At 51.8% G+C, this 21950-nt stretch carries 19 protein-coding genes; 14 read left to right on the top strand and 5 right to left on the bottom strand.

Annotation, left to right across the window (positions count from 1 at the left end):
• The first annotated feature begins 89 nt into the window (after positions 1-89).
• On the top strand, positions 90-1046 hold the full coding sequence (locus tag J6J34_RS00260) for a CorA family divalent cation transporter (RefSeq protein ID WP_301719815.1): 957 nt from the start codon (positions 90-92) through the stop codon (positions 1044-1046).
• Here the strand turns inward: J6J34_RS00260 and J6J34_RS00255 are convergent.
• The 3 genes from J6J34_RS00255 to J6J34_RS00245 are packed head-to-tail and all read right to left on the bottom strand — an operon-like array spanning position 1023 to position 4814.
• Positions 1023-2132, bottom strand: a complete 1110-nt coding sequence (locus tag J6J34_RS00255) for an ABC transporter ATP-binding protein (RefSeq protein WP_301898534.1) — start codon at positions 2130-2132, stop codon at positions 1023-1025. The two genes, J6J34_RS00260 and J6J34_RS00255, sit on opposite strands and share 24 nt — an antisense overlap.
• On the bottom strand, positions 2119-3786 hold the full coding sequence (locus J6J34_RS00250) for an ABC transporter permease (RefSeq protein ID WP_301719817.1): 1668 nt from the start codon (positions 3784-3786) through the stop codon (positions 2119-2121). The genes J6J34_RS00255 and J6J34_RS00250 overlap by 14 nt, the downstream gene beginning before the upstream one ends.
• Positions 3786-4814 carry a Fe(3+) ABC transporter substrate-binding protein gene (locus tag J6J34_RS00245; protein ID WP_301898279.1) on the bottom strand — a complete coding sequence of 343 codons (1029 nt, stop codon included), beginning with the start codon at positions 4812-4814 and terminating at the stop codon, positions 3786-3788. Before J6J34_RS00245 ends, J6J34_RS00250 begins: the two co-directional genes overlap by 1 nt.
• A 136-nt stretch (positions 4815-4950) precedes the next feature.
• Between J6J34_RS00245 and J6J34_RS00240 the strand changes: the two genes are divergently transcribed.
• The 13 genes from J6J34_RS00240 (at position 4951) to J6J34_RS00180 (ending at position 18607) form a co-directional block, all read left to right on the top strand.
• The gene (locus J6J34_RS00240; protein ID WP_301774548.1) at positions 4951-6783 is read left to right on the top strand and encodes a cation:proton antiporter; all 1833 of its coding nucleotides are present in this window, start codon (positions 4951-4953) and stop codon (positions 6781-6783) included.
• A 180-nt stretch (positions 6784-6963) separates the two neighbouring features.
• Entirely contained in the window at positions 6964-7443 is a 480-nt protein-coding gene (locus J6J34_RS00235; RefSeq protein WP_301774549.1) for a hypothetical protein, read from the top strand.
• A gap of 3 nt (positions 7444-7446) precedes the next feature.
• A complete protein-coding gene (locus J6J34_RS00230) occupies positions 7447-7791 on the top strand; it encodes a BolA/IbaG family iron-sulfur metabolism protein (RefSeq protein WP_301774550.1) in 345 nt (114 codons plus the stop codon).
• A 105-nt stretch (positions 7792-7896) separates the two neighbouring features.
• Complete coding sequence (gene fabV, locus J6J34_RS00225; protein ID WP_301898278.1) at positions 7897-9078, top strand: enoyl-ACP reductase FabV; 1182 nt, start codon at positions 7897-7899, stop codon at positions 9076-9078.
• A 257-nt stretch (positions 9079-9335) separates the two neighbouring features.
• Positions 9336-10679 carry a Na(+)-translocating NADH-quinone reductase subunit A gene (locus tag J6J34_RS00220; RefSeq protein WP_301719824.1) on the top strand — a complete coding sequence of 448 codons (1344 nt, stop codon included), beginning with the start codon at positions 9336-9338 and terminating at the stop codon, positions 10677-10679.
• A 2-nt stretch (positions 10680-10681) separates the two neighbouring features.
• Positions 10682-11878: an NADH:ubiquinone reductase (Na(+)-transporting) subunit B gene (locus J6J34_RS00215; RefSeq protein WP_301719825.1), complete on the top strand. Its 1197-nt coding sequence runs from the start codon at positions 10682-10684 to the stop codon at positions 11876-11878.
• Positions 11871-12662 (top strand): Na(+)-translocating NADH-quinone reductase subunit C, encoded by a 792-nt coding sequence (locus J6J34_RS00210; RefSeq protein WP_301719826.1) that lies wholly within the window; start codon positions 11871-11873, stop codon positions 12660-12662. Before J6J34_RS00215 ends, J6J34_RS00210 begins: the two co-directional genes overlap by 8 nt.
• Positions 12655-13290: an NADH:ubiquinone reductase (Na(+)-transporting) subunit D gene (locus tag J6J34_RS00205; protein WP_301719827.1), complete on the top strand. Its 636-nt coding sequence runs from the start codon at positions 12655-12657 to the stop codon at positions 13288-13290. Before J6J34_RS00210 ends, J6J34_RS00205 begins: the two co-directional genes overlap by 8 nt.
• A 10-nt stretch (positions 13291-13300) precedes the next feature.
• Positions 13301-13909, top strand: coding sequence for an NADH:ubiquinone reductase (Na(+)-transporting) subunit E (gene nqrE / locus J6J34_RS00200; protein ID WP_301719828.1), 609 nt, complete (start codon positions 13301-13303; stop codon positions 13907-13909).
• 60 nt (positions 13910-13969) lie between these two features.
• Complete coding sequence (gene nqrF / locus J6J34_RS00195) at positions 13970-15196, top strand: NADH:ubiquinone reductase (Na(+)-transporting) subunit F (protein WP_301720789.1); 1227 nt, start codon at positions 13970-13972, stop codon at positions 15194-15196.
• Positions 15197-15213: 17 nt separating this feature from the next.
• Positions 15214-16230 (top strand): FAD:protein FMN transferase, encoded by a 1017-nt coding sequence (locus J6J34_RS00190; RefSeq protein ID WP_301898277.1) that lies wholly within the window; start codon positions 15214-15216, stop codon positions 16228-16230.
• A 13-nt stretch (positions 16231-16243) separates the two neighbouring features.
• Complete coding sequence (gene nqrM, locus J6J34_RS00185) at positions 16244-16456, top strand: (Na+)-NQR maturation NqrM (protein ID WP_301719830.1); 213 nt, start codon at positions 16244-16246, stop codon at positions 16454-16456.
• A gap of 39 nt (positions 16457-16495) precedes the next feature.
• Entirely contained in the window at positions 16496-18607 is a 2112-nt protein-coding gene (locus tag J6J34_RS00180; protein WP_301774552.1) for an aminotransferase class V-fold PLP-dependent enzyme, read from the top strand.
• Here J6J34_RS00180 and J6J34_RS00175 read toward each other — a convergent pair.
• Positions 18567-19604 carry a WD40/YVTN/BNR-like repeat-containing protein gene (locus J6J34_RS00175; RefSeq protein WP_301719833.1) on the bottom strand — a complete coding sequence of 346 codons (1038 nt, stop codon included), beginning with the start codon at positions 19602-19604 and terminating at the stop codon, positions 18567-18569. The two genes, J6J34_RS00180 and J6J34_RS00175, sit on opposite strands and share 41 nt — an antisense overlap.
• Positions 19605-19680: 76 nt before the next feature.
• Positions 19681-21930 (bottom strand): heavy metal translocating P-type ATPase, encoded by a 2250-nt coding sequence (locus J6J34_RS00170; protein WP_301898276.1) that lies wholly within the window; start codon positions 21928-21930, stop codon positions 19681-19683.
• Between the last annotated feature and the right edge of the window lie 20 nt (positions 21931-21950).

Raw genomic sequence — 21950 nt, 5'->3', positions numbered from 1 at the left:
TTTTGATTATAGTTGATGTCGAATTGCCTTGTGGCTGCTATTGTAACGTTAAACATTAGTCGTTGGGAATGTGATTTCAAGGAGCACGTATGACAGAGCAACGTCCCGAATTTATGATCGATAGTTGGGACTTCAGCACTCATCCCGCCCAGGCGATTGAGAGCGACTTCCATGATCGACAAAATAGCTGGTTTCACATTCAACGTGATCAGCCCGGTATCCAGGAGTGGTTGCAAAACTCAGGCATCCCGGAACCCTTAATTGATGCGGTGCTGGAAGAGGATACCCGGCCACGGTTCGAGCGCAACGCCCATGGTTTCTTACTGATTTTAAAAGGGGTCAATCTGACCGAAGGTGAGCGGCCTGAGGATATGCTGAGTCTGCGGATCTTGTATTACAAAGGGAATATTTACAGCTTCCGCAAACGGCCTTTGCGCTCGGTCGGAGTGCTACGCGAGCGGTTAAAACAGCAACAAGGACCAGAGTCGCTGCACGACTTTCTGGTGATGCTGATAGAAGAAATCAACAACAGGCTGGAAGAGCTGCTGGACGTGATTGAAGCTGAAATGGAGCAGCTGGAAGACGATACGACTGGTGGCACCAGCGAGCGGCAACGACATCTCACCCAGTTACACCGGCGCATGTTACGGCTGGTCCGCTTTGTACGCCCACAGCTGACAGCCATTGAGCGCCTGGCGGTAGATGCGGTGAAATGGCTGGAGACAGACAATGTGCAGTGGCTGGTAAACGAACGCGATAGTACGCAGCGGGAGTTAGAGTCGCTGGAAATGTTACTGGAGCAGGTCTGGATGTTGCGAGAACATCTGCAGCAGGAAGTTGCCGAGAAAATGAATCGTAATACCTATTGGCTGTCAGTTATCGCTGGTGTGTTTTTACCGATCAGCTTCCTGACCGGGGTCTTTGGCATCAATATCGGTGGTATGCCGGGCGTAGAAAGCGATCAGGCCTTCTGGATTTTTTGTGGCTCGCTGGCGGTGATTGCGGTGGTCGAATTCCTTTTACTACGCCGTTTGCGCTTTTGGTAACACCGGTTTAAATGCCGGGGCCTGGCTATGGAAGCCGGGGAGTTCGCAGTGATCCGCAGCAAACACCACCAGGTGGTCAAAGTCGGGGCGTAAGCCAATCTCAGAGCCGACCTCCAGCTGTTCGTGGGAGGGGCTCAAAGTGAGTACTTCGACACCACTGACCAGCTCGACACTGTACAGGTTGTGCGCACCGCGAAAGCCACGCGCTTTGATTCTGCCGCGTAGCCGCGACTTAGGATCCGGGACCAGGTCATCAGGGCGGACCAGGAAATTGACCGGAGTTCCACCCTCCACGTTGTTCAGACTTGGATGTTCCAGCATCCCCAGCGGCGATGCCATCGCGCCGCTGGCGTTGACCGTGCCTTGCAATAACACACCGTGACCAATAAAGTCAGCCACCATCTGATGCCGTGGCTGATGATAAAGCTGATAGGGCGTTTCCCACTGCAACAACTCCCCCTGGTACATCACACCGGCTTTATCGGCCATAGCAAAGGCCTCCTGCTGATCATGGGTCACCAGTAAGGCGGTAATTTGTTCTTTTTTCAGCAGCTCCCTTACTTCTATGGCAAGTCGCTCGCGCAGCTCGGCATCGAGACTAGAGAAAGGCTCATCAAGTAACAGCAGGCGTGGCCGCGGTGCCAGTGCTCTGGCCAGCGCGATACGTTGTTGCTGACCGCCGGAAAGCTCGTGGGGGTAGCGGCTTTGATAACCCGGTAAGCTGATTCGCTCAAGCAGTTCATCAACCCGCAAAAGCTTTTCAGCATGACTGGCATGGCGCATACCGAAGCCAATGTTGTCGGCAACGGTGAGATGAGGAAATAGCGCAAAATCCTGAAATACCATGCCAATGCCACGTTTTTCCGGGGCTTGGGTGAAGGCGGGAGCTGAAACCGTTTTGCCAGCAAGACTGATACTGCCAGTGGCCACCGGCTGAAAGCCAGCAATGGCACGGAGTAGGGTGGTTTTACCACAGCCGCTGGGACCGAGAAGACAGCCGATTTCCCCTGCTTCCAGGCTCACCGTCACGCTACGGACAATAGCCTGCTGACCAATATTCACTTGTAAATGATCAAGCTGTAACAGGGACAAAATCTTGCTCCTTCAATGCATGTTGCTGCGATTTTAACATAGCTCGCGAAAGCAGAATAACCGGAATTAAGCCCACCATGACCATCATTAGCGCCGGTGGTCCGGCATCCGCCAGACGCTCGTCACCGGCCATCTCATAAGCCCGCACCGCAAGGGTATTAAAGTCAAAGGGGCGTAAAACCAGTGTTGCCGGAAGTTCTTTCAGGACATCGACACCGACCAGAATGATGGCAGTCAGTACACTTGGCCGCAGCAACGGCAGGTGAATGGCGCGGAGCACCTGAAACGGTCGGTAGCCGTGGATGCGCGCCGCCTCATCCATACTGGGGCGGATCTCGGCGAGTCCCGCTTGCACCGTCTGCAGGGCAACACTTAAAAAGCGGACGGTATAGGCGAACAGTAATGCGAATAGAGTTCCTGAAAGTAACAGTCCGGGATCCCAGCCAAACAGGCTCTCACTGGCAGCAATAATCATTTGATCTGCGCCGCTGAGCAAGACCAGCAAGCCAACTGCAATCACCAATCCCGGAATGGCATAGCCCAGGCCGGCAAAGGCGACGCTGGTGCGCACCAGTTTCGTGGGCAGTTGCCGACGCCCGTAAGCAAGCCAAAGTGCAACCGTCACCACCAGCAGGGCCGCGGTAAACGCCAAGGCAAAACTATTCCAGGCCAGCTGCCAGAAATCCGCATCGGTCCACACCTGCCAGCGCTCGATCGACCAGCTGGTCAACTGCAGCGCGGGTAGGATAAAGCCAAGCAGTAATGGCAGCCAGCACGCGGCACTTGCCAGCCAGGCTTTGCTGCCACGCAACTGAAAAGGTGCGGCAGGTCGCGGGTTGCGCTGGTCATAACGCGCTTGTTTGCGCGACCAGCGCTCAATCAAAATTAATGCGATGACGGCTGCCAGTAAGAGCCCCGCCAATTGTAGCGCACCGGTTAAATCGCCCAGTCCGTACCAGGTACGGAAGATTCCGGTGGTGAAGGTGGTGACGCCGAAATACTGCACCGTGCCGTAATCAGCAAGGGTCTCCATCAACGCCAGCGTGGCACCGGTGACAATGGCGGGCCGGGCCAGCGGTAGAGCGATACGCCAGAAGCATTGCCAGGGGGATAGGCCTAGACTGCGACCGGCTTCCAGGGTGGTCGCCGACTGTTGCAGGAAGGTCGCGCGAGTAATCAGGTAAACATAAGGAAACAACACCAGACTCAGCACCACAATTGCGCCGCCAAGACTGCGAATTTGCGGGAACCAATAATCACCGTAGCCCCAGCCAAAAGCATCGCGCAAGGACGTCTGCACCAGGCCACTATAGTCAAGCATACCGGTGTAGGTATACGCCGTGATATAGGCAGGCATTGCCAGCGGGAGCAGCAATGCCCAACTAAGGATGCGTTGTCCCGGGAAGCGACAGCTGGTGGTTAACCAGGCGGTGCCGACGCCCAGGGTTATCACGCCAACGGCGACACCCAGCATGAGCAGCAGTGAGTGCCGCACATATTCCGGGATAACGGTATCCCACAAATGGGAGAGAGTGGTGAAATCGCCCCCCAAAGGCAGGGCAAGCAGGGCGGCGACAATGACAAATAAAGGAAGCCCCAGCATAAGTGCTGAGGCTACCAGGGAGATTTGTCGCCACTTTGACAGCATTAACGCCAGCCTGCGCGGTTCATTAGTTTGACAGCAACTGCGTTATTTTCGCCAAGCACGGCCATTTCCAGGTCGTCCATTTTAAACTGGCCCCAGTTCTGTAGCGGCTCACTCCACTCGACCCCCTCAACTGCGGGGTACTCGTTATTGGTTGCGGCGTACCACTGTTGGGCTTCAGGTGAAAGCAGATAATCCATCAGCTGCTGCGCCGCTGCTTTATTCTTCGCATGCTTGGTCAGACCGATCCCCGAGACATTTACGTGGGTGCCAAAACTAGTTTGGTTAGGCCAGAATATCGCAACTTTACTAGCGGCTTCGCGCTCTTCGGCATCGCTGGATGCTTCCATCAGCCCCAGATAATAGGTGTTGGCAACAGCAAGGTCGCAGACCCCAGCGGCGACGGCCTTGATCTGGTCGCGGTCACCACCGACCGGAGGCTTGGCAAAGTTATCGACCAGGCCACGGGCCCAGCTCTCGGTTTCTTCAACGCCCCAGTGCTCGATCAGAGCAGCCGTCAGTGACTGGTTATAAATGTTATCAGATGAGCGAATACAAACATTGTTATCCCATTTGTCTGCTGCAAGATCCTGATAACCTGAAAGCTCACTTGGGTCGACCCGGTCTTTGGCGTAAAAAATAGGTCGGGCGCGTAAGCTCAGACCAATCCACAGGTTATCAGTACCGTGCAGGTGCGAAGGCACTTTGCTGAGGATACTTTTATCTGTAATTGGCTGAAATATGTCTGCTTCAGCAGCGCGATGGAGATTTCCGGCGTCAACGGTCAGGAATAAGTCAGCGGGAGTATTTTCCCCCTCATTCTCAAGCCGCGCGAGCAAAGCATTGCCATTTCCGGTCAGTAAGCGCACCTCAATGCCGGTTTTTTCGCTAAACTGTTCCAGTACGGGTTTGATCAGGGCTTCTTTTCGCGCAGAATAGACGTTTACTGTTGCTGCGTTGGCGATAGATGCCGAGAATGCGAGTGCTAAGGCACTCAGCGATAAGAGTTTTTGCATTTGCGGTAATCTCATAAGGGGCTAACCTCGTAATAGTGCGAAATGGATATTCTAGTATTGTACTTAAATGCGAATGATTATCAACTAGCAAGATGAAGTATCTCATTAGAGGTAATGACAGTTACTGGAAAGACAAGGAGTACCTTAAATTATGTCAAGTATGTCAGCTCTTGCACTCATAGGTGTGCTGTCGATTTTATGCCAATGGTCGGCGTGGCGCCTCAAAATTCCAGCGATATTGCCTCTGTTGCTCGTCGGTATGTTGGTGGGTCCCGGCCTCGGCTGGTTGCACCCCAATACCCTGTTTGGCGACCTGTTGTTTCCGGTGGTGTCCCTATCGGTCGCAATCATCCTCTTCGAGGGCAGCCTGACCCTTAAGCTCAATGAAATTCGTGGCCACGGCCGCATGGTGACCCACCTGGTCAGCATCGGCGTGCTGGTCACCTGGATTGTAGCCTCCGTCGTGGCTTATCTGTTGATTGATTTTGGTTGGGAACTTGCGGCTTTATTTGGGGCTTTAGTGGTGGTGACAGGACCCACCGTGATCATGCCGATGCTGCGCTCGGTCAGGCCTAAGTCAAACGTTGCCAATATCCTGCGCTGGGAGGGGATTATCATTGATCCCATTGGCGCGCTGTTAGCGGTGTTGGTATACGAATTCATTATTGCCAGCCAGGGCGCGGGCATGATGCAGGCTGTGCAAGCCTTTACCATTACCATCGGCGTTGGCTTTGCCTTAGGCTTCGCTGCCGGTAAACTGCTTGGCACGGCCTTACGCAAAGAATGGTTCCCACATTATCTGAAAAATGTCGCTACCTTGGCGATCGTGCTGGGTGTTTTTGCCGCGTCAAATGCTCTGCAGCACGAGTCCGGGCTACTGACAGTCACGGTAATGGGCATGGTGATGGCCAATACCCGTAATCTCAACCTTGACGATATTCTTGAGTTTAAAGAAACCTTAAGCGTATTGTTGATTTCCGGCCTGTTTATCATTCTTGCTGCGCGTCTTGACATGGCAGCCTTCAGTGAGCTGGGGATGCCTGCGGTGGTATTGCTTGCGGTCATCATTTTTGTCGTGCGTCCGTTAAGCGTCTGGTTATCGGCCATCGGCACCAAACTGAACTTTAAAGAAAAGATACTGTTGTCGTGGATTGCACCTCGAGGGATTGTGGCCGCTGCAGTTTCGGCGCTATTTGCGTTGAAACTGCAACAAGATGGCTGGGCGGAAGCGGAACTTCTGGTGCCGCTGGTCTTTTTAGTCATCCTGAGCACAGTGGTATTGCAAAGTCTGACGGCCAAGCCGCTTGCCCACGCACTGAAATTACGGGAACCACCCGCACACGGCTTTCTGATTTTTGGTGCCAATATCACGGCCCGGCGTATCGCCAAGGCCCTTAAAGAGCAGGAATTACCTGTATTGCTGGCCGACACCAACTGGGAAAATATCAAACAGGCGCGGATGGAAAATCTGCCCGTGTACTTTGGCAATCCGACCTCCGATCATGCGGAAAACAACATGGATTTGACGGGGATAGGAAGGGTATTGATTTTATCGCCCTACAAACAGTTGAACCCGGTTGTCGCCCTGCACTTTATGGATTGGTTCAGTCGCAGCAAAATTTACGGCTTGCCCACCAATGAGCACGAAGCGCCGGCACGCAATCAGTTATCGGAAAGTTATCGGGAACGCTTAAAACTTTTCGGTAAAGGGGTCACCTTCTCGAAGCTGGCCAGCCTGACTTTTCAGGGCGCGCAAATGAAAACCACTAATCTTACTGAAAACTTCAACTTCACAGATTATCAGAAGCGCTACGGCAACCGTGCTATCCCGATGTTTGCTATGGATGAGCGGAAATCGTTTCATGTCTTTACAACGGATCACACCTTTGAGCCCAAACCAGGCTGGCAGATTATTGCACTAGTGACCGTGGAAGAAACCTCGGAAGAGCAAGCAGTTAAGCAGAAACGAGAAAAAGAAGATTGAAAAGTTTAAATAGTGTTGATTACAGGAGTTGATTTTTGTAAACGACTTGTATAAAGTTCGTTTAAGGATTAAGAAATGGAGTTAAGGAATAACACCATTTCGACTGAACAAGGATGTTCTCCTGTCTTTTCATCTGCGTTATGATAGCCCCTCGGTTCGTTTACAAAAGAAAGTCTTTGTATGGCAAAGCTCAACGGTCTTTTTCTCCCGCTTTTCGCAGCACTCGGTTTGCTGGTCGGCTGTTCACCAGCTACAGTTTCTGATGACAGTGCGCTGCAGCGAGTGCAACAGGTGAACCTGATGCACCTTCCCAATGCCGATTGGAAGGTCAGCGAAGGCACCCTCCAGTTAAGCTTTTGTCGCAACAAGATCAACGATGCGCTGCTGGCAACAGAAGAAGACTTGAATCGCTGGCGGTTGGTGCAGGAACCCTCGGCATTGCCGCAGCGCCGTCAGCGAGGACTCGCTGAGCTCGCCGCCTTGTATAGCGAGCACGGGGTATTGTTGTGGCAGGAGTGGGGCACCGTCAGCTCACAGTCTTATCGCGTTGCGACAGCGCGCGAAAAGCCCATGCCTTCATTGCTAGACGCGCTGGCGCGGCTGGGGCGCGACAAGCGGATTTGTTTCAGTGCCCTTGATAGTTCGAGCGAGGAAAATTAACTTATGCCAGAGCAATCTACGTTAACGCCGGATACAGCTAGCTTCATCGAGCGACAGCTCAACGAAGGCCTACCTGTCACCTATCTGCAAGTGACCAATGAGAGTCATTTGCACGGCACCCCAACGGACGATTCCCATTTTAAGGTGGTCATCGTCAGCGACGCCTTCAGCGGACAACGTCTACTGCAGCGCCATCGCACGATTAATAAACTCTTAAGCGCGGCGTTGGCCGGGCCCGTGCATGCACTGGCATTGCACACCTATACCTCCGCTGAGTGGGAAAACCTTCGCCAGGTCCCGGGTTCACCGGCCTGTCGCGGCGGTAGTAAAGTTGATGCAAGCTCATGACCTCTTTGTAGAAAGACTAAACTAATCAGATGTGTTTTACGCCAGCTGTCGGTTAAACTACAGGTACAGTGAGACCTAAAGCGAGACAAGGAACAGGACAATATTATGGTTATTAAGCCAAAGATTCGTGGATTTATCTGTACAAATGCGCACCCGGTGGGCTGTGCTAAGCATGTGCAGGAACAGGTCGACTACGTGAAGCGCAAAGGCGAGATTGCAGGCGCGCCAAAGCGTGTGCTGGTGATTGGCTCATCAACGGGCTACGGCCTTGCCTCGCGCATTACCGCCGCTTTCGGCGCTGGCGCGAAGACCCTGGGCGTATGCTTCGAGAAAGAACCGACCGAACGTAAAACTGCCACTGCTGGCTGGTACAACACAGCAGCCTTTCATGATGCTGCGCATGAAGAGGGTTTGTACGCAGACACCATTAATGGCGATGCCTTCTCCGACGAAGTGAAAGCGCAAGCCATCGAAAAAATTAAAGCCAATATGGGCAAAGTTGATCTGGTGATCTACAGCCTGGCGTCGCCTAAGCGTAAAGACCCCGATACTGGTGAAGTTTACAGTTCAACATTGAAGCCCGTGGGTAAAGCCTATACGACCAAGACCTACGACACGGACAAGGACGAAGTGAAGGAAATCACCCTTGAGCCGGCCACTGAAGAAGAAATTGAAAACACCGTTAAAGTGATGGGTGGCGAAGACTGGGAACGTTGGCTGAAATTCTTGGCAGACGCCGATGTTCTAGCCGACAATGCGAAAACCACAGCTTACACCTACATTGGTAAAGAATTGACCTGGCCTATCTATGGTCATGCCACCATCGGTAAAGCGAAAGAAGACCTGGACCGCGCGGCGACAGCGATTCGCGGCGAGCACCGCGAGCTCAATGTGGAAGCCTATGTTTCATCCTTAAAGGCGTTGGTGACCCAGGCCAGCTCGGCAATTCCGGTTATGCCACTCTATATCTCGCTTATTTATCGTGTCATGAAAGACGAAGGTACCCACGAAGGCTGTATTGAGCAGATTTATGGCTTATTCAGCGAGGGGCTATACGGCGATGAGCCGATCCTCGATGGAGCCGGGCGCATGCGTATGGATGGCAAGGAAACCAATGAAGAAACTCAGGCTAAAGTGAAAGAGCTCTGGGATAAAGTGAACCAGGATAACTTCCATGAGTTGGCAGATTACGAAGAGTATCACTCTGACTTTCTGAAACTATTTGGATTTGGTATGGCGGGCGTTGACTATGATGCCGATGTCGATCCGCAAGTGGACTGGTCTTGATTCAGGCTCAGTTACGTATCACTTCATAAACTGGTTTTAGTACCTCAAAAATGTGCCGTGTAAGGTGGTAACGCACGGCACAAAAGTGCTAAAATGCCCGCCCTAGGTGACTATGTATAAAATTCGTTCAGTGCAGTGAGTTCTCGGCTCGCCCTAGCTTATTGCGCTAACTATATGATTTATCAGGTTTCAGGGGGCTGCTTGAGCAGCGTTACTGAAGAAAGATTCATCTTCCCTAACGAGTAGTGCAAACGCGTATGATTACGATCAAGAAAGGGCTGGATATCCCGATCGCCGGGGCTCCCCAGCAAACTATCGAAGATGGTGAGTCCATCACCACCGTTGCCGTTCTGGGTGAAGAGTATGTGGGTATGCGCCCAACCATGCATGTCAAGGTTGAGGATCGCGTAAAAAAAGGCCAGGTACTTTTCGAAGACAAAAAAAACCCAGGGGTTAAATTCACCGCACCAGCAGCTGGCGTTGTTAAAGACGTACTGCGTGGCGCCAAGCGTGTCTTGCAAGCTGTTGTCATCGAAATCGATGGTGACGAGCAAGAAACCTTTGCGAAATACGAAAGCAAAGAGCTGGCTAACCTTGACCGGGAAAAAGTTGTCGAACAATTAAACAACTCAGGTCAATGGGTTGCCTTACGCACCCGCCCATTCAGCCGCTCGCCAGAGCTTGATGCTGAACCCGTGGCTATTTTTGTCAATGCAATGGACTCAAATCCGTTAGCTGGTGATCCCGCCGTCATTATTGCGGAAGAGCAGCAAGCCTTTGTTGATGGTTTGAAAGTGCTGAGCAATCTGACTAAAGGCAAGGTTTATGTGACCAAGGCTGCCGATGCGAAAGTAGAAACCGGCGATGCTGAGGTTCAGGTCGAAAGCTTTAAAGGTCCGCACCCAGCAGGCTTGGTCGGAACGCACATTCATTTCCTGGAACCGGTCAGCGTCAAACGACAGGTTTGGCACATTACTTATCAGGACGCGATTGCTTACGGTAAATTGTTCACCACCGGTGAAATTTACACCGGGCGCGTTGTTGCCGTGGGTGGCCCTAGCGTGAAAAATCCACGCTTACTGCGTACCCAAATGGGGGCAAACCTGAAGGAGCTCACCAAGGGCGAGCTTGCTGATGGTAAGCAACGCATTGTTTCTGGTTCAATTCTCAACGGCCATAAGGTCGATGATGCCCATCAGTGGTTAGGCCGCTTCCACATGCAAGTGAGCGTGCTGCCTGAGGGTGATGAGAAAGAATTCCTTGGTTGGATTAAACCTGGTGTCGATCAACACTCAGTGACGCGTGCTTTTGCAGGTCATTTGCTGCCGAAAAAATTGTTCACCATGACCACTTCAACTCATGGTTCAGACCGCGCAATGGTGCCTATCGGCAACTATGAGCGCATCATGCCGTTGGATATTCTTCCAACGATTCTGTTACGCGACTTGCTGTCAGGTGATACCGACGAAGCTCAGCAATTGGGCTGTCTGGAGCTAGACGAAGAAGACTTGGCGCTATGTACCTATGTTTGCCCAGGTAAATATGAGTACGGCCCGGTGCTGCGTAACGTGTTGACCACGATTCAGAAAGAAGAGGTCTAATCATGGGCTTAAAAAATTATCTTGAGCGGATTGAGCCGGACTTTGAAAAAGGCGGCAAATATGAGAAGTGGTATGCCCTGTATGAAGCCGTGGCAACTATTCTCTATACGCCTGGTAAGGTCACTAAAAATTCGACCCACGTAAAAGACAATGTTGATCTGAAACGCATCATGATTTTGGTGTGGATGATGACTTTCCCGGCGATGTTCTGGGGCATGTACAACGTGGGTAACCAGGCAGCGATGGCGTTAGCCACTGGCTATGAGCTTTCCGATGCCTGGCAGGTTGGCCTGTTCCATCTTCTTGGCGGTGATTTCGCTGATGCAGGCTGGGGTACCAAAATGTGGTATGGCGCCTGCTTCTTTGTTCCTATTTACGCCACGACCTTTATCGTTGGTGGTTTCTGGGAAGTGCTCTTTGCAACAGTGCGTAAGCACGAAGTTAACGAAGGCTTCTTCGTGACCTCAGTGCTGTTTGCGCTGATCTTGCCAGCAACCATTCCGTTATGGCAGGTGGCTCTGGGTATCACCTTTGGTGTGGTCATCGGTAAGGAAATCTTTGGCGGCACGGGTCGTAACTTCCTTAACCCGGCATTGACCGGTCGGGCGTTCCTTTATTTTGCGTTCCCGGCACAGATTTCGGGCGACAAAGTCTGGACCGCGGTCGATGGTTTTTCCGGCGCAACCCCACTTGGTCGGGCTGCGGTAGGTGAAAACTACTTCGATAACATGGACATGTGGTGGGATGCTTTCCTCGGCAACATTCAAGGCTCCGTAGGTGAAGTATCAACGCTGATGATCCTGATTGGTGGTCTGGCACTGATTTATTTCCGCATTGCGTCCTGGCGGATTGTCTCAGGCGTGTTTGTGGGTATGGTGGCGCTGTCGCTGCTGTTCAATGTGATTGGTAGTGAAACCAATGCTATGTTCCAGATGCCTTGGCACTGGCACTTAGTTGTTGGTGGTTTTGCCTTTGGTATGATGTTTATGGCGACAGATCCGGTCTCGGCATCTTTTACCAACCGCGCGAAATTTTTCTATGGCTTTTTGATTGGCGCCATGACTGTACTCATCCGTGTGGTGAACCCTGCTTATCCAGAGGGCATCATGTTGGCGATTCTGTTCGCGAACGTATTTGCTCCGCTGTTTGACCACTTTGTTGTACAGGCGAACATTAAACGGAGGTTAGCTCGTGGCTGATAAGAAAAACGAATCGTTAAGTAAAACATTACTCGTTGTCGTCATCCTCTGTTTGGTTTGCGCCGTTGTCGTGTCTGGTGCAGCTGTGGGCTTAAAGCCTATTCAACAGAAGAATGCAGCGTTAGATATGCAGCGTAACGTACTTGACGCCGCTGGCTTGCTGCAGCCGGATACCAGCGTCGTTGAACTCTTTAACCAGCGGGTTGAGACCAAGTTGATTAACTTGAACACCCTGGAAGTGGTTGAACAAGCCAACGACCTGGGGCCGGTGAACTACGATCCCATCGCGGCTGCGAATAAGCCTGAATGGAGCACCAAACTCGATAAGAGCGAGGACATCGCAGGTATCGGCGCGCGTGAAGACGTAACCAAGGTTTATTTCATCAATAATGAGCAAGGTGAACTGCAGACCTTAGTGCTTTACATCCGTGGTTACGGACTGTGGGGTACCATGTATGGTCTGATCGCTTTGCAACCGGACTTGTCGACTGTTCGTAGTGTGAACTTTTACGAGCATAGTGAGACACCAGGTTTAGGTGGTGAAATTCAAAACCCTAAATGGGTGGCCCAGTGGGAAGGTAAACAAATCTACGGCGACAATTATGAAGAAGTGCAGTTCGACGTGATGAAGAACCCAGCCCAGGAAAACCATGATATCGATGCATTATCAGGTGCCACACTGACCAGTAATGGTGTTGAATACCTGGTTGATTACTGGTTTAGCGACAAGGCTTATGGCCCACTTTTAGACAAAATTCGCAAGGGGGAGCTGAACAATGGCTAGTAGTGCAAAAGAAATGAAAGAAGTCCTGTTTGGACCGATTTTTGCGAACAACCCTATTGCCCTGCAGATCCTTGGTATTTGTTCGGCATTGGCAGTTACGTCGAAGATGGAAAATACCGTGGTCATGTGTATCGCACTGACCATGGTTACCGCATTCTCGAACTTGTTTATCTCAATGATTCGGAATCATATTCCATCAAGCGTGCGCATTATCGTGCAAATGACGATTATCGCGAGTCTGGTTATTGTTGTTGACCAGATACTTCGTGCCTATGCCTACAGCATCGCTAAAGAGCTCTCGGTCTTCGTTGGTTTGATTATTACCAACTGTATCGTTATGGGACGCGCGGAAGCTTTCGCGATGAAGAGCTCGCCAGGCCTTTCGTTCCTCGATGGTATCGGTAACGGTCTGGGTTACTCGGTGGTATTGCTGTTTGTCGGCTTTATCCGTGAGCTATTTGGTTCAGGTAGCCTGTTCGGTACGCAAATCTTCGCTCTGGCTTCAGAGGGTGGCTGGTATCAACCGGTTGGATTCCTGTTGTTCCCGCCAAGCGCGTTCTTTGTTATTGGCGCGTTCATCTGGATACTGCGTACTTTCCGTCCAGAACAAGTAGAGCCAAAGGATTAAGGAGCCGATCATGGAAGCTTATGTAAGTTTATTTATAAAATCGGTATTCATCGAAAACCTTGCCCTGATGTTTTTCCTGGGGATGTGTACGTTCCTGGCAGTATCGAAAAAAGTAAGCACTGCTTTTGGTCTGGGCGTTGCCGTCATCGTGGTGTTAGGTATCTCGGTACCGGTAAACAATATTATTTATCACAACATTCTGGCCCCAGGCGCTTTGAGCTGGGCTGGATTTCCAGATGCGGACCTGAGTTTCCTGCGCTTCCTGGCGTTCATCGGGGTAATTGCAGCTTTGGTTCAGATCCTGGAAATGGCGTTGGATAAATACGTGCCTGTTCTCTACAACGCACTAGGTATTTTCTTGCCGTTGATCACCGTAAACTGCGCCATCTTCGGTGGTGTTTCTTTCATGGTTGAGCGTGACTATAACTTCGGCGAAAGTGTCGTTTACGGTATTGGTAGTGGTGTAGGTTGGGCGCTGGCGATTGTTGCTTTGGCAGCTGTGCGCGAGAAACTGAAATACTCTGACGTTCCTGATGGCTTACGTGGCCTGGGTATTACCTTTATTTCAGTGGGTCTGATCGGATTGGGCTTTATGTCATTCTCTGGCGTATCCCTGTAACAGCACCAGTAACACTAGCAACGGATAATTAAGAGGTACGAGTCGATGCAAGGGCAAGAATTGACATTAATAGCGCTCGGCGTAGGCATGTTTACCCTAATCGTATTGATTTTGGTTGCGATCATTATGTTCGCTAAATCAAAGTTAGTACCCCAGGGTGATGTCGAGATTTTGATTAACGAAGATGAAGACAAGAAAATTACCACGCAGCCAGGCACCAAGTTATTAGGCGCTTTGGCGAATGCGGGTATCTTCGTATCGTCTGCCTGTGGTGGTGGTGGTTCATGTGGCCAGTGCACCGTGAAAGTTACTGAGGGCGGTGGTGATATTCTGCCGACCGAGCGTGACCACATCAACAAGAAAGAAGCGCGTGAAGGCGTACGTCTGTCTTGTCAGGTGAACATTAAGCAAAACATGAAGATCGAACTTCCCGAGGAAGTCTTCGGTATTCGTAAGTGGGACTGTAAAGTGAAGTCGAACGATAACGTCGCGACCTTCATTAAAGAGTTTGTGGTGCAGTTGCCAGAAGGAGAGGACGTACCTTTCCGCGCAGGGGGCTACATCCAGATCGAAGCTCCACCGCATCACATTCGCTATAAAGATTTCGACATCGAAGAGAAATTCCGTGGCGATTGGGAACGGTTTGGTTTCTTTGATATCGAATCCAAGGTTGATGAAGAAGTTGTGCGTGCTTACTCGATGGCGAACTACCCGGATGAGAAAGGCATCATCATGTTGAACGTGCGTTGTGCAACACCGCCGCCGAACGACCTGAGCCTGCCAGCAGGTAAAATGTCATCTTATATCTTTAGCTTACGTCCGGGTGACAAAGTCACTATTTCTGGTCCGTTTGGTGAGTTCTTCGCCAAAGAAACCGAGGCGGAAATGGTCTTTGTTGGTGGTGGTGCTGGTATGGCGCCAATGCGTTCGCATATCTTTGACCAGCTCCGTCGTATTAACACCGATCGTAAGATCAGCTTCTGGTACGGTGCACGTTCGAAGAAAGAAATGTTCTACGTTGAAGACTTCGATATGTTGCAACGTGAGAATGACAACTTTGAATGGCATGTGGCACTTTCTGATCCGCAGCCGGAAGATGATTGGGATGGCGATACTGGTTTTATTCATAATGTTCTTTACGAGCGTTATCTGAAAGATCACGAAGCGCCTGAAGATTGTGAATTCTACATGTGTGGTCCACCGGTAATGAATGCCGCAGTGATTAACTTGCTCAAGGATCTGGGCGTGGAAGACGAAAATATCATGCTGGATGACTTCGGCGGATAAAAAGGTGGATAAGTAAGGTGAATCAATCATCATTACGTCTAATTTGGCTAGCCCTGGTAGGGCTAGCCTTTTTCGTTTCTTGTAGCCATGCGCCGCAGCAGGTCGCGGTGTCTGGCGATACTATGGGTACGACCTACCATATTCGCTATGTCTCGGCGAATCCCCGGCATGATGCGGAGAAAGTGAAGGAACGGGTCGATGGCCTGCTCGAGCAGATCAACAGTCAAATGTCGACCTATGATCCGCAGTCAGAGCTATCCCTGTTTAATAAAAAGCAAACGACTGAGCCGGTGGTGATCTCACGTTCACTGGAACAGGTGGTGCGCCGCTCGTTAGAGATCGCGGAGCAAACTGACGGTCTGCTGGACGTGACTGTAGGTCCAATTGTTAACTTATGGAGCTTTGGTCCTGAACAACGGCCTGAGCGGGTGCCTTCTGATGAAGAGCTTGCCACTGCGCTGGCGCAGATGGGTTATCAACACTTAACGGTTGAAAATCATCAATTGCAAAAACATGTTCCCGGCCTCTACGTTGACCTGTCAACTATTGCCAAAGGTTATGCCGTGGACCGGGTCGCGCGCTTACTCGAGCAGATGGAGATCCAGAACTACCTGATCGAGATCGGTGGTGAGATGATCATGAAAGGTAGCAAGCCTGGCAATCAACCGTGGCGAATCGCCATCGAACGGCCGGAAAGCACCCAGCGAGCTGCCCAACGTATCATTGAGCCTGGTAATAATGCCGTGGCAACATCTGGCGACTATCGTAATTACTTTGAACAGAATGGGATTCGGTACTCCCATATTATCGATCCACGTACGGGCCGTCCGGTACAGCATAATCTCGTCTCGGTGACGGTGGTTACCGACAGCTGTATGGATGCCGACGCCTACGCGACTGCGCTGACGGTGATGGGACCAGAAGCAGCTTTGGCTTTTGCTGAAGCCCAGCAACTGGCGGTGATGTTGATCGCACGTGAAAACGGCGAGTTTAAAGAGTACACTAGTACAGCGTTCAAACCTTTTTTGCAGTAACTCAGGAGGTCGCATGGGGTTATTTTTATTAGTTTTCGGCATCTTTTTAGTTGTGGTGTTGGCCATGTCGGTTGGGTTTATTGTACAACGCAAAACCATCTCAGGTAGTTGCGGCGGTATTGCCAGCCTTGGCATGGACAAAGCTTGCGATTGTGATGAGCCTTGTGATGATAAAAAAGCGCGCATGGCAAAAGAACAAGAGTGGCAAAAAAACCGAATCAACTAAGTGCACAATTACTAAAAATCCAACACTAAAGTGGTGATTATGGTCACGCCAGTACACATACGTCCGAAAGATGATGAAATTTATCTTGATTGCAATGCAACTACTCCCGTGTTGCCGCAAATTGCGCGTGCCGTATCACATACCATGGAACAGGTGTTTGGTAACCCTAGCAGCAGCCATATTACCGGTTTGCAGGCACGTTACATCCTGGATAATGCGCGTCGCTTAGGTTGTGAGGTGATTGGCGCCGAACGCGGGCAGCTGGTTTTTACCAGTGGCGCAACAGAAGGCATTCAGACCGCTGTGCTGTCTGCGCTGACCGCAGCGCGGAAGCAGGGCCAGGTTACCGCCGGAAAGTACCTTCTCTACGGTGCGACGGAGCACAAAGCCGTTCCTCAGGCTCTTGCTCACTGGAACGAGTTACTAGGGACAAAGGCTGAGTTAAAAGCGATTCCAGTCGATCGAAATGGCTTACTGGATCTTGATTTTATCGCTCAGCACTTGCCACACGCCTTGATGATTTCAACCATGGCGGTAAATAATGAGACCGGCGTTCGTCAAGATTTAGCGACGCTTGAAAAGGTCATTCGCCAACATGCACCAGGCGTTCCCTGGATGGTCGACTGTGTACAGATGCTTGGTAAAGGGCAGTTACAGCTGGCGCAAACCAGCATCGACTATGCGCCATTCAGCGGTCACAAGCTTTACGGACCGAAAGGGATTGGCTTTTTATATGTACGCGAACATGCTGCCTTTACGCCACTCATCATCGGTGGTGGCCAGGAGCAGGGCTTCCGTTCAGGCACTGAAAACCTGCCGGGTATAGCGGCCATGCACACTTTGTTTGAGTTGTTGCTTGACCGTGAGCAGCAAGTCTTTAAGCCGGTAGCGACCCTGGGGGCGTATCGTGAGCAATTGCTGGCAGCTTTGCGCACTGCATTTCCGACCCTGGAACTGAATCATGCGTTTGAATACTCAGTGCCAACAACCCTGAACTTTTCTGTAAGAGGCGTACCTTCGCGCGATATTATGGACGTCTTTGACGCCGCCAATATTCGCGTAAGCTCCGGCTCGGCCTGCAGTTCAAAAGTCACCCGCAGCTACGTACTGGACGCCATGGGCCTTGATGACTGGCGTTCGCAGTCGGCGATTCGGTTGTCCTTTGGTCCGGCCACGGAGCAGGCGACCGTTGACGCGGCTTGTGCGCGGATTGAAGAAGCTGCGCAAGCACTGCGGCATTCCTGTTTACTACTGAGTGATACCAATGAAGACTTCGACAGTGAGCTGGACGGTGTCGTGCAGCTGCGCTTCGATGCTCAATGCTGCTATCTGGTGATCGACCGCTCTGCACGTGAAATGGCCGTTATCGACCCCATCCCGCAACTCGCTGACCGGATAGAGAAATTAGTAGCGTGTCAGCACTATCGTGTAAAAGCTGTAGTGACCACAGAGCCACAAGGCGATGACAGTACTGCAGCCATGCTGGCACAGTTGCTGTGTGCCAGTGGCTGCGATGCTGAACGCGATAACGTCGGCTGGCCATTAGCTGCTCAGGCCGATTGCTCCACGCCGGTCGATTGCGATGTGCCCACGGACGGTTGTTTACTGGTCGGCAATCGGCGCTTGTACCGGGTCGGTAGCCGGCAGCCGGTGTATCTATTGAGCTCACCGATTGAACCCACCGCTGGCGCGCGAGTGGACTTTGCCTTTGTCGGCGAGCAAGCGGCACCGCAGGTGCTGGAAAGCGTGTTAGGTGAGCATACTTTGGTCTGTCGGAAGTGGGATGATGACTTCGCCATTGCCTCTCAATTGCGCGAATTAAAAGGGGAAGGGCAGCCCTGCCAGTTGGTCAATATTGCGCCCGAACAGCAGCAGGAATGGTTGCGCCGGCCGGAAACACTGGTACTTGACGTGCGTGAGCAACAAGAACATCAGGTCACCCCACTGCAATTACCAGCGCAAGTCATGAACGTGCCGCTGACCCGTCTCGTACAGTTTCTTTATGACCACCGGGAAGACTTCAAAAACCGGCCTATCATCTGCTTATGCCGCTCAGGCAATCGCAGTGCAGTGGCGGCACAAGTTCTGACCCGGTTCGGCTTTTGTAATGTTAGTCACGTGTCTGGGGGGATGGCGTTACTGGCAAGCTAAGCTTGCCCGTGTAGCCTTCTTTCCCGACGAAGTAACAGGCATCAACATTACAGGCTGAATTCCAGATGTTGGCATCGCTGAGAGGCAGCCAGTTGTTGCTGTCGACCGAGGGCAACAGGGCTGCGCCCGACGGATTGCTGACAATCAGCTGTTTATCTCGCGTTACTGTGAGGCTATAAAGTGCGCCGCTAAGGGGCGGCTCGGCCAAGGGTGTAAAACTATCGTCTTTGTACTCGACGATGCGCGGACGGCGCTCTGCATGCTTCAGGTCACCTCCCACCATGAGCACGTGATCTTCAGCGAATGGCCAGACGCTGGCGATTCCGGCACCGGGACCCGCAGGTAGAGGTGTTTCTATAGCTTTAAAGCGGATACCAAAACTGCGTTTAACAAGTAAGCGTGCGGTTGCAGCATTCGCGGTGCCAATCGCCCAGGCATTTTTGCCATAACGCACACAACCGCCACTGGCAGCAAGGCCGCCTTCAGCACTAAGTGGCGGGCTACCTACGGCATTGCTTGACGACAGCCAGTTTCGGCCATCAGTAGAGCGCAACAGATCCCACTTGCCATCGATACTATCGCCAAAGCCCCAAACTTCATTCGTTTCTGGAGCTATGGCAAAGCAATTTAGAAATTGGTTGCCACCGGCGCGGTAACGCAGCTGCCAGCTGTCGCCACCATTGTTGGTGTAATAAATGCGCGAATTGCCATTCTTGCCAATGCTCAAGGCAAAGGCATGTTGATCATCTAGGCCTTCAATATCGCGAAACTCCAGGGTTGAGTTGGAGGGGGTGCTGTAATTCCAGGTTTGCCCGGCATCAACGCTGCGCGCGATGGTGGCCTTACTACCGCTGATCCAGACCACATCAGGACTAGGCGTGCTGACTCCTATCCAGTGCACGTCCGGGCGGGTCGGAAGTCTTTCTAGCTCTATTGCCGTGGCACTGGTTAACATCGTTGCGGCGAGTGTACTGGCGATCATAATACTTGCGAGCATAAAGCACCCAAAATTGCGAATTGACCCCCCTAAGATAAACTAAGCATGGCAGAGCCACAATGCTTGTCATCGTTCGTCATTGCACACTCGATAGTTTTACCCTTTGCAACCGCAGCGCATTGAGTACGACTGACACCGAACTTAGCGCCATGGCGCCGCCTGCCAGCCAAGGTGCAAGCAGACCTGCTGCAGCAATGGGAATACCTAATGTGTTATAAGCGAAGGCCCAGAATAAATTTTGTCGAATATTACGCAGTGTGAGTTCACTCATCTCAATGGCATGCACCAGGGTCTGCAGATCAGCGCGTAACAATGCAATATCTGCTGTTTCAATAGCGACGTCAGTGCCCGAGCCCATCGCCACGCCAACATCCGCTACCGCCAGCGCAGGAGCATCGTTAACACCATCTCCGACCATGGCCACGCACCTGCCTTCAGCTTGTAGTTGCTTAATTTGCCTGGCTTTGTCTTCAGGTAAGACTTCAGCTATGACCTCGTCAATGCCCAGTTGCTCAGCGATCGCTTGTGCCGTCTGTCGGTTATCACCGGTCAGCATGATTAATTTGAGGCCGCGCTGGCGCAGCAGCTGTAATGCGTTTTTACTTGTCTCGCGCAAGGTATCTGCAACCGCGACATAGGCGACCAGTTGCTGGTTGACGGCAACGGCCATCACCGTTTTACCTTGCTGTTGCAGCTCCTGAAAGCGCTGTTCCGCAGCGGGGCTGATGACAGTATCGTGCTCTTTTAGTAGCCGCAGCGTACCGATCAGAGCGTGCTGCGTGTGCTCCACATCACCGTCCAGCCCGATAATAGTGGCGCTGACGCCTTTACCATGTAATGCAGAAAATTCTTTCACCTTGGGCGTTGTAGCAGATTCAGTGAGACTTTCAGTGCCGCGAACAATAGCCTGCGCCAAAGGATGGGCGGATTGCTTCTCGACAGCCAGTAACAAGCCAGCGATAGCTGACTTGGATATGGTCTCACTCAGCAGCTCAAAATCCGTCAGCTTAGGCTTACCTTCGGTCAGGGTGCCGGTTTTATCGAACACAATGGTGTCGATGGTATGCGTCATTTCCAGTACAGCGCTTTGTTTGAACAGTACACCTGCCTGGGCGGCGCGTCCTGAACCCGCCATAATGGAAGTAGGGGTGGCCAGGCCTAACGCACAAGGACAGGCAATAACCAGCACCGCAACGGTGGACTCGAACGCCTGTCGCCAGTCACCCGGGGCCAGCAAGAAGAACCAGATCAGGCAGGTCAGCAAGGCAATGACGAGGACGACAGGAACAAATATACCAGCGACTTTATCCGCTAAGCGTTGAATCGGCGCTTTCGAAGTTTGCGCCTGTTCAACCACTTTAACAATTTTAGCCAATGCAGTATCGGCGCCAGTTTGTTTGACCTGCACCCGGATAAAACCGGTGGTGTTCAAGGTACCGCCAATCACTTTGTCGCCGGCCGATTTACTGACAGGCATACTCTCACCCGTCAACATGGACTCATCAATGGCACTTGACCCACTGATAACTTCACCATCAACGGGCACATTCTGTCCCGGCTGAACGTGGACAATGTCACCGACCTGAAGATCAGCAACAGCAACCTGCTTGGTGCTATCAGCATCTTGCTCTAGCAGGGCTTTGGCCGGTTGTAACTCGAGCAGCTGGCGAATTGCATTTGAAGAGCGGCCTTTAGCCCGGGCTTCAAACCACTTCCCTAACACAATCAGAGTAATCAGTACGGCACTGGTTTCAAAGTAGAGGCCGTCATGACGTTGGAAAGTGTCGTCGAACCAGGCCAGATAGATGCTGTAAAAGTATGCCGCGGAGGTTCCTAATGCGACCAGAACGTCCATATTCGCCGCGCCACCGCGCAAGGCATGGTAACTGCCTCGATAGAACTGCCAGCCGATGACAAATTGCACCGGGGTGGCCAGCATGAGCTGTAGCCAGGGGGACATCAGCAGGTCGGGTACCGGTACCCCTTCAGTCCAGCTGAAATGCCCGAACATGGTGTATAAAAGTGGCAGAGAGAGGAGGGCAGCGATAATAAACTTAACCAGTTGTCGCTGCTGTGCCTGTGCTTGCGGGTCACTCGTTGCCGGTTGGCTATGGTCTATCGCTTGCGCATCGTAGCCAGCCGCTTTTACGGCGGCAGTGAGTTTCTGCCCATCGAGTTTGGTGCCCTTTACAGCAGCGATTTCGGTGGCAAAGTTGACGTGAACCTCATCAACCCCATTGACCTCACTGAGCGCACGCTCGATGCTTTTCGCGCAACCGGCGCAACTCATGCCACTGAGCTGTAATTGCATAGTCTGTTGTTTCATCGCGTCACCTGTCGGTAGAT

It is taken from the genome of Pseudidiomarina terrestris, assembly GCF_030466405.1.
Classification (GTDB): Bacteria; Pseudomonadota; Gammaproteobacteria; order Enterobacterales; family Alteromonadaceae; genus Pseudidiomarina; species Pseudidiomarina terrestris.
Note: the sequence above shows the minus strand (reverse complement) of the source record. Positions and strands in the feature narration are given on the sequence as shown.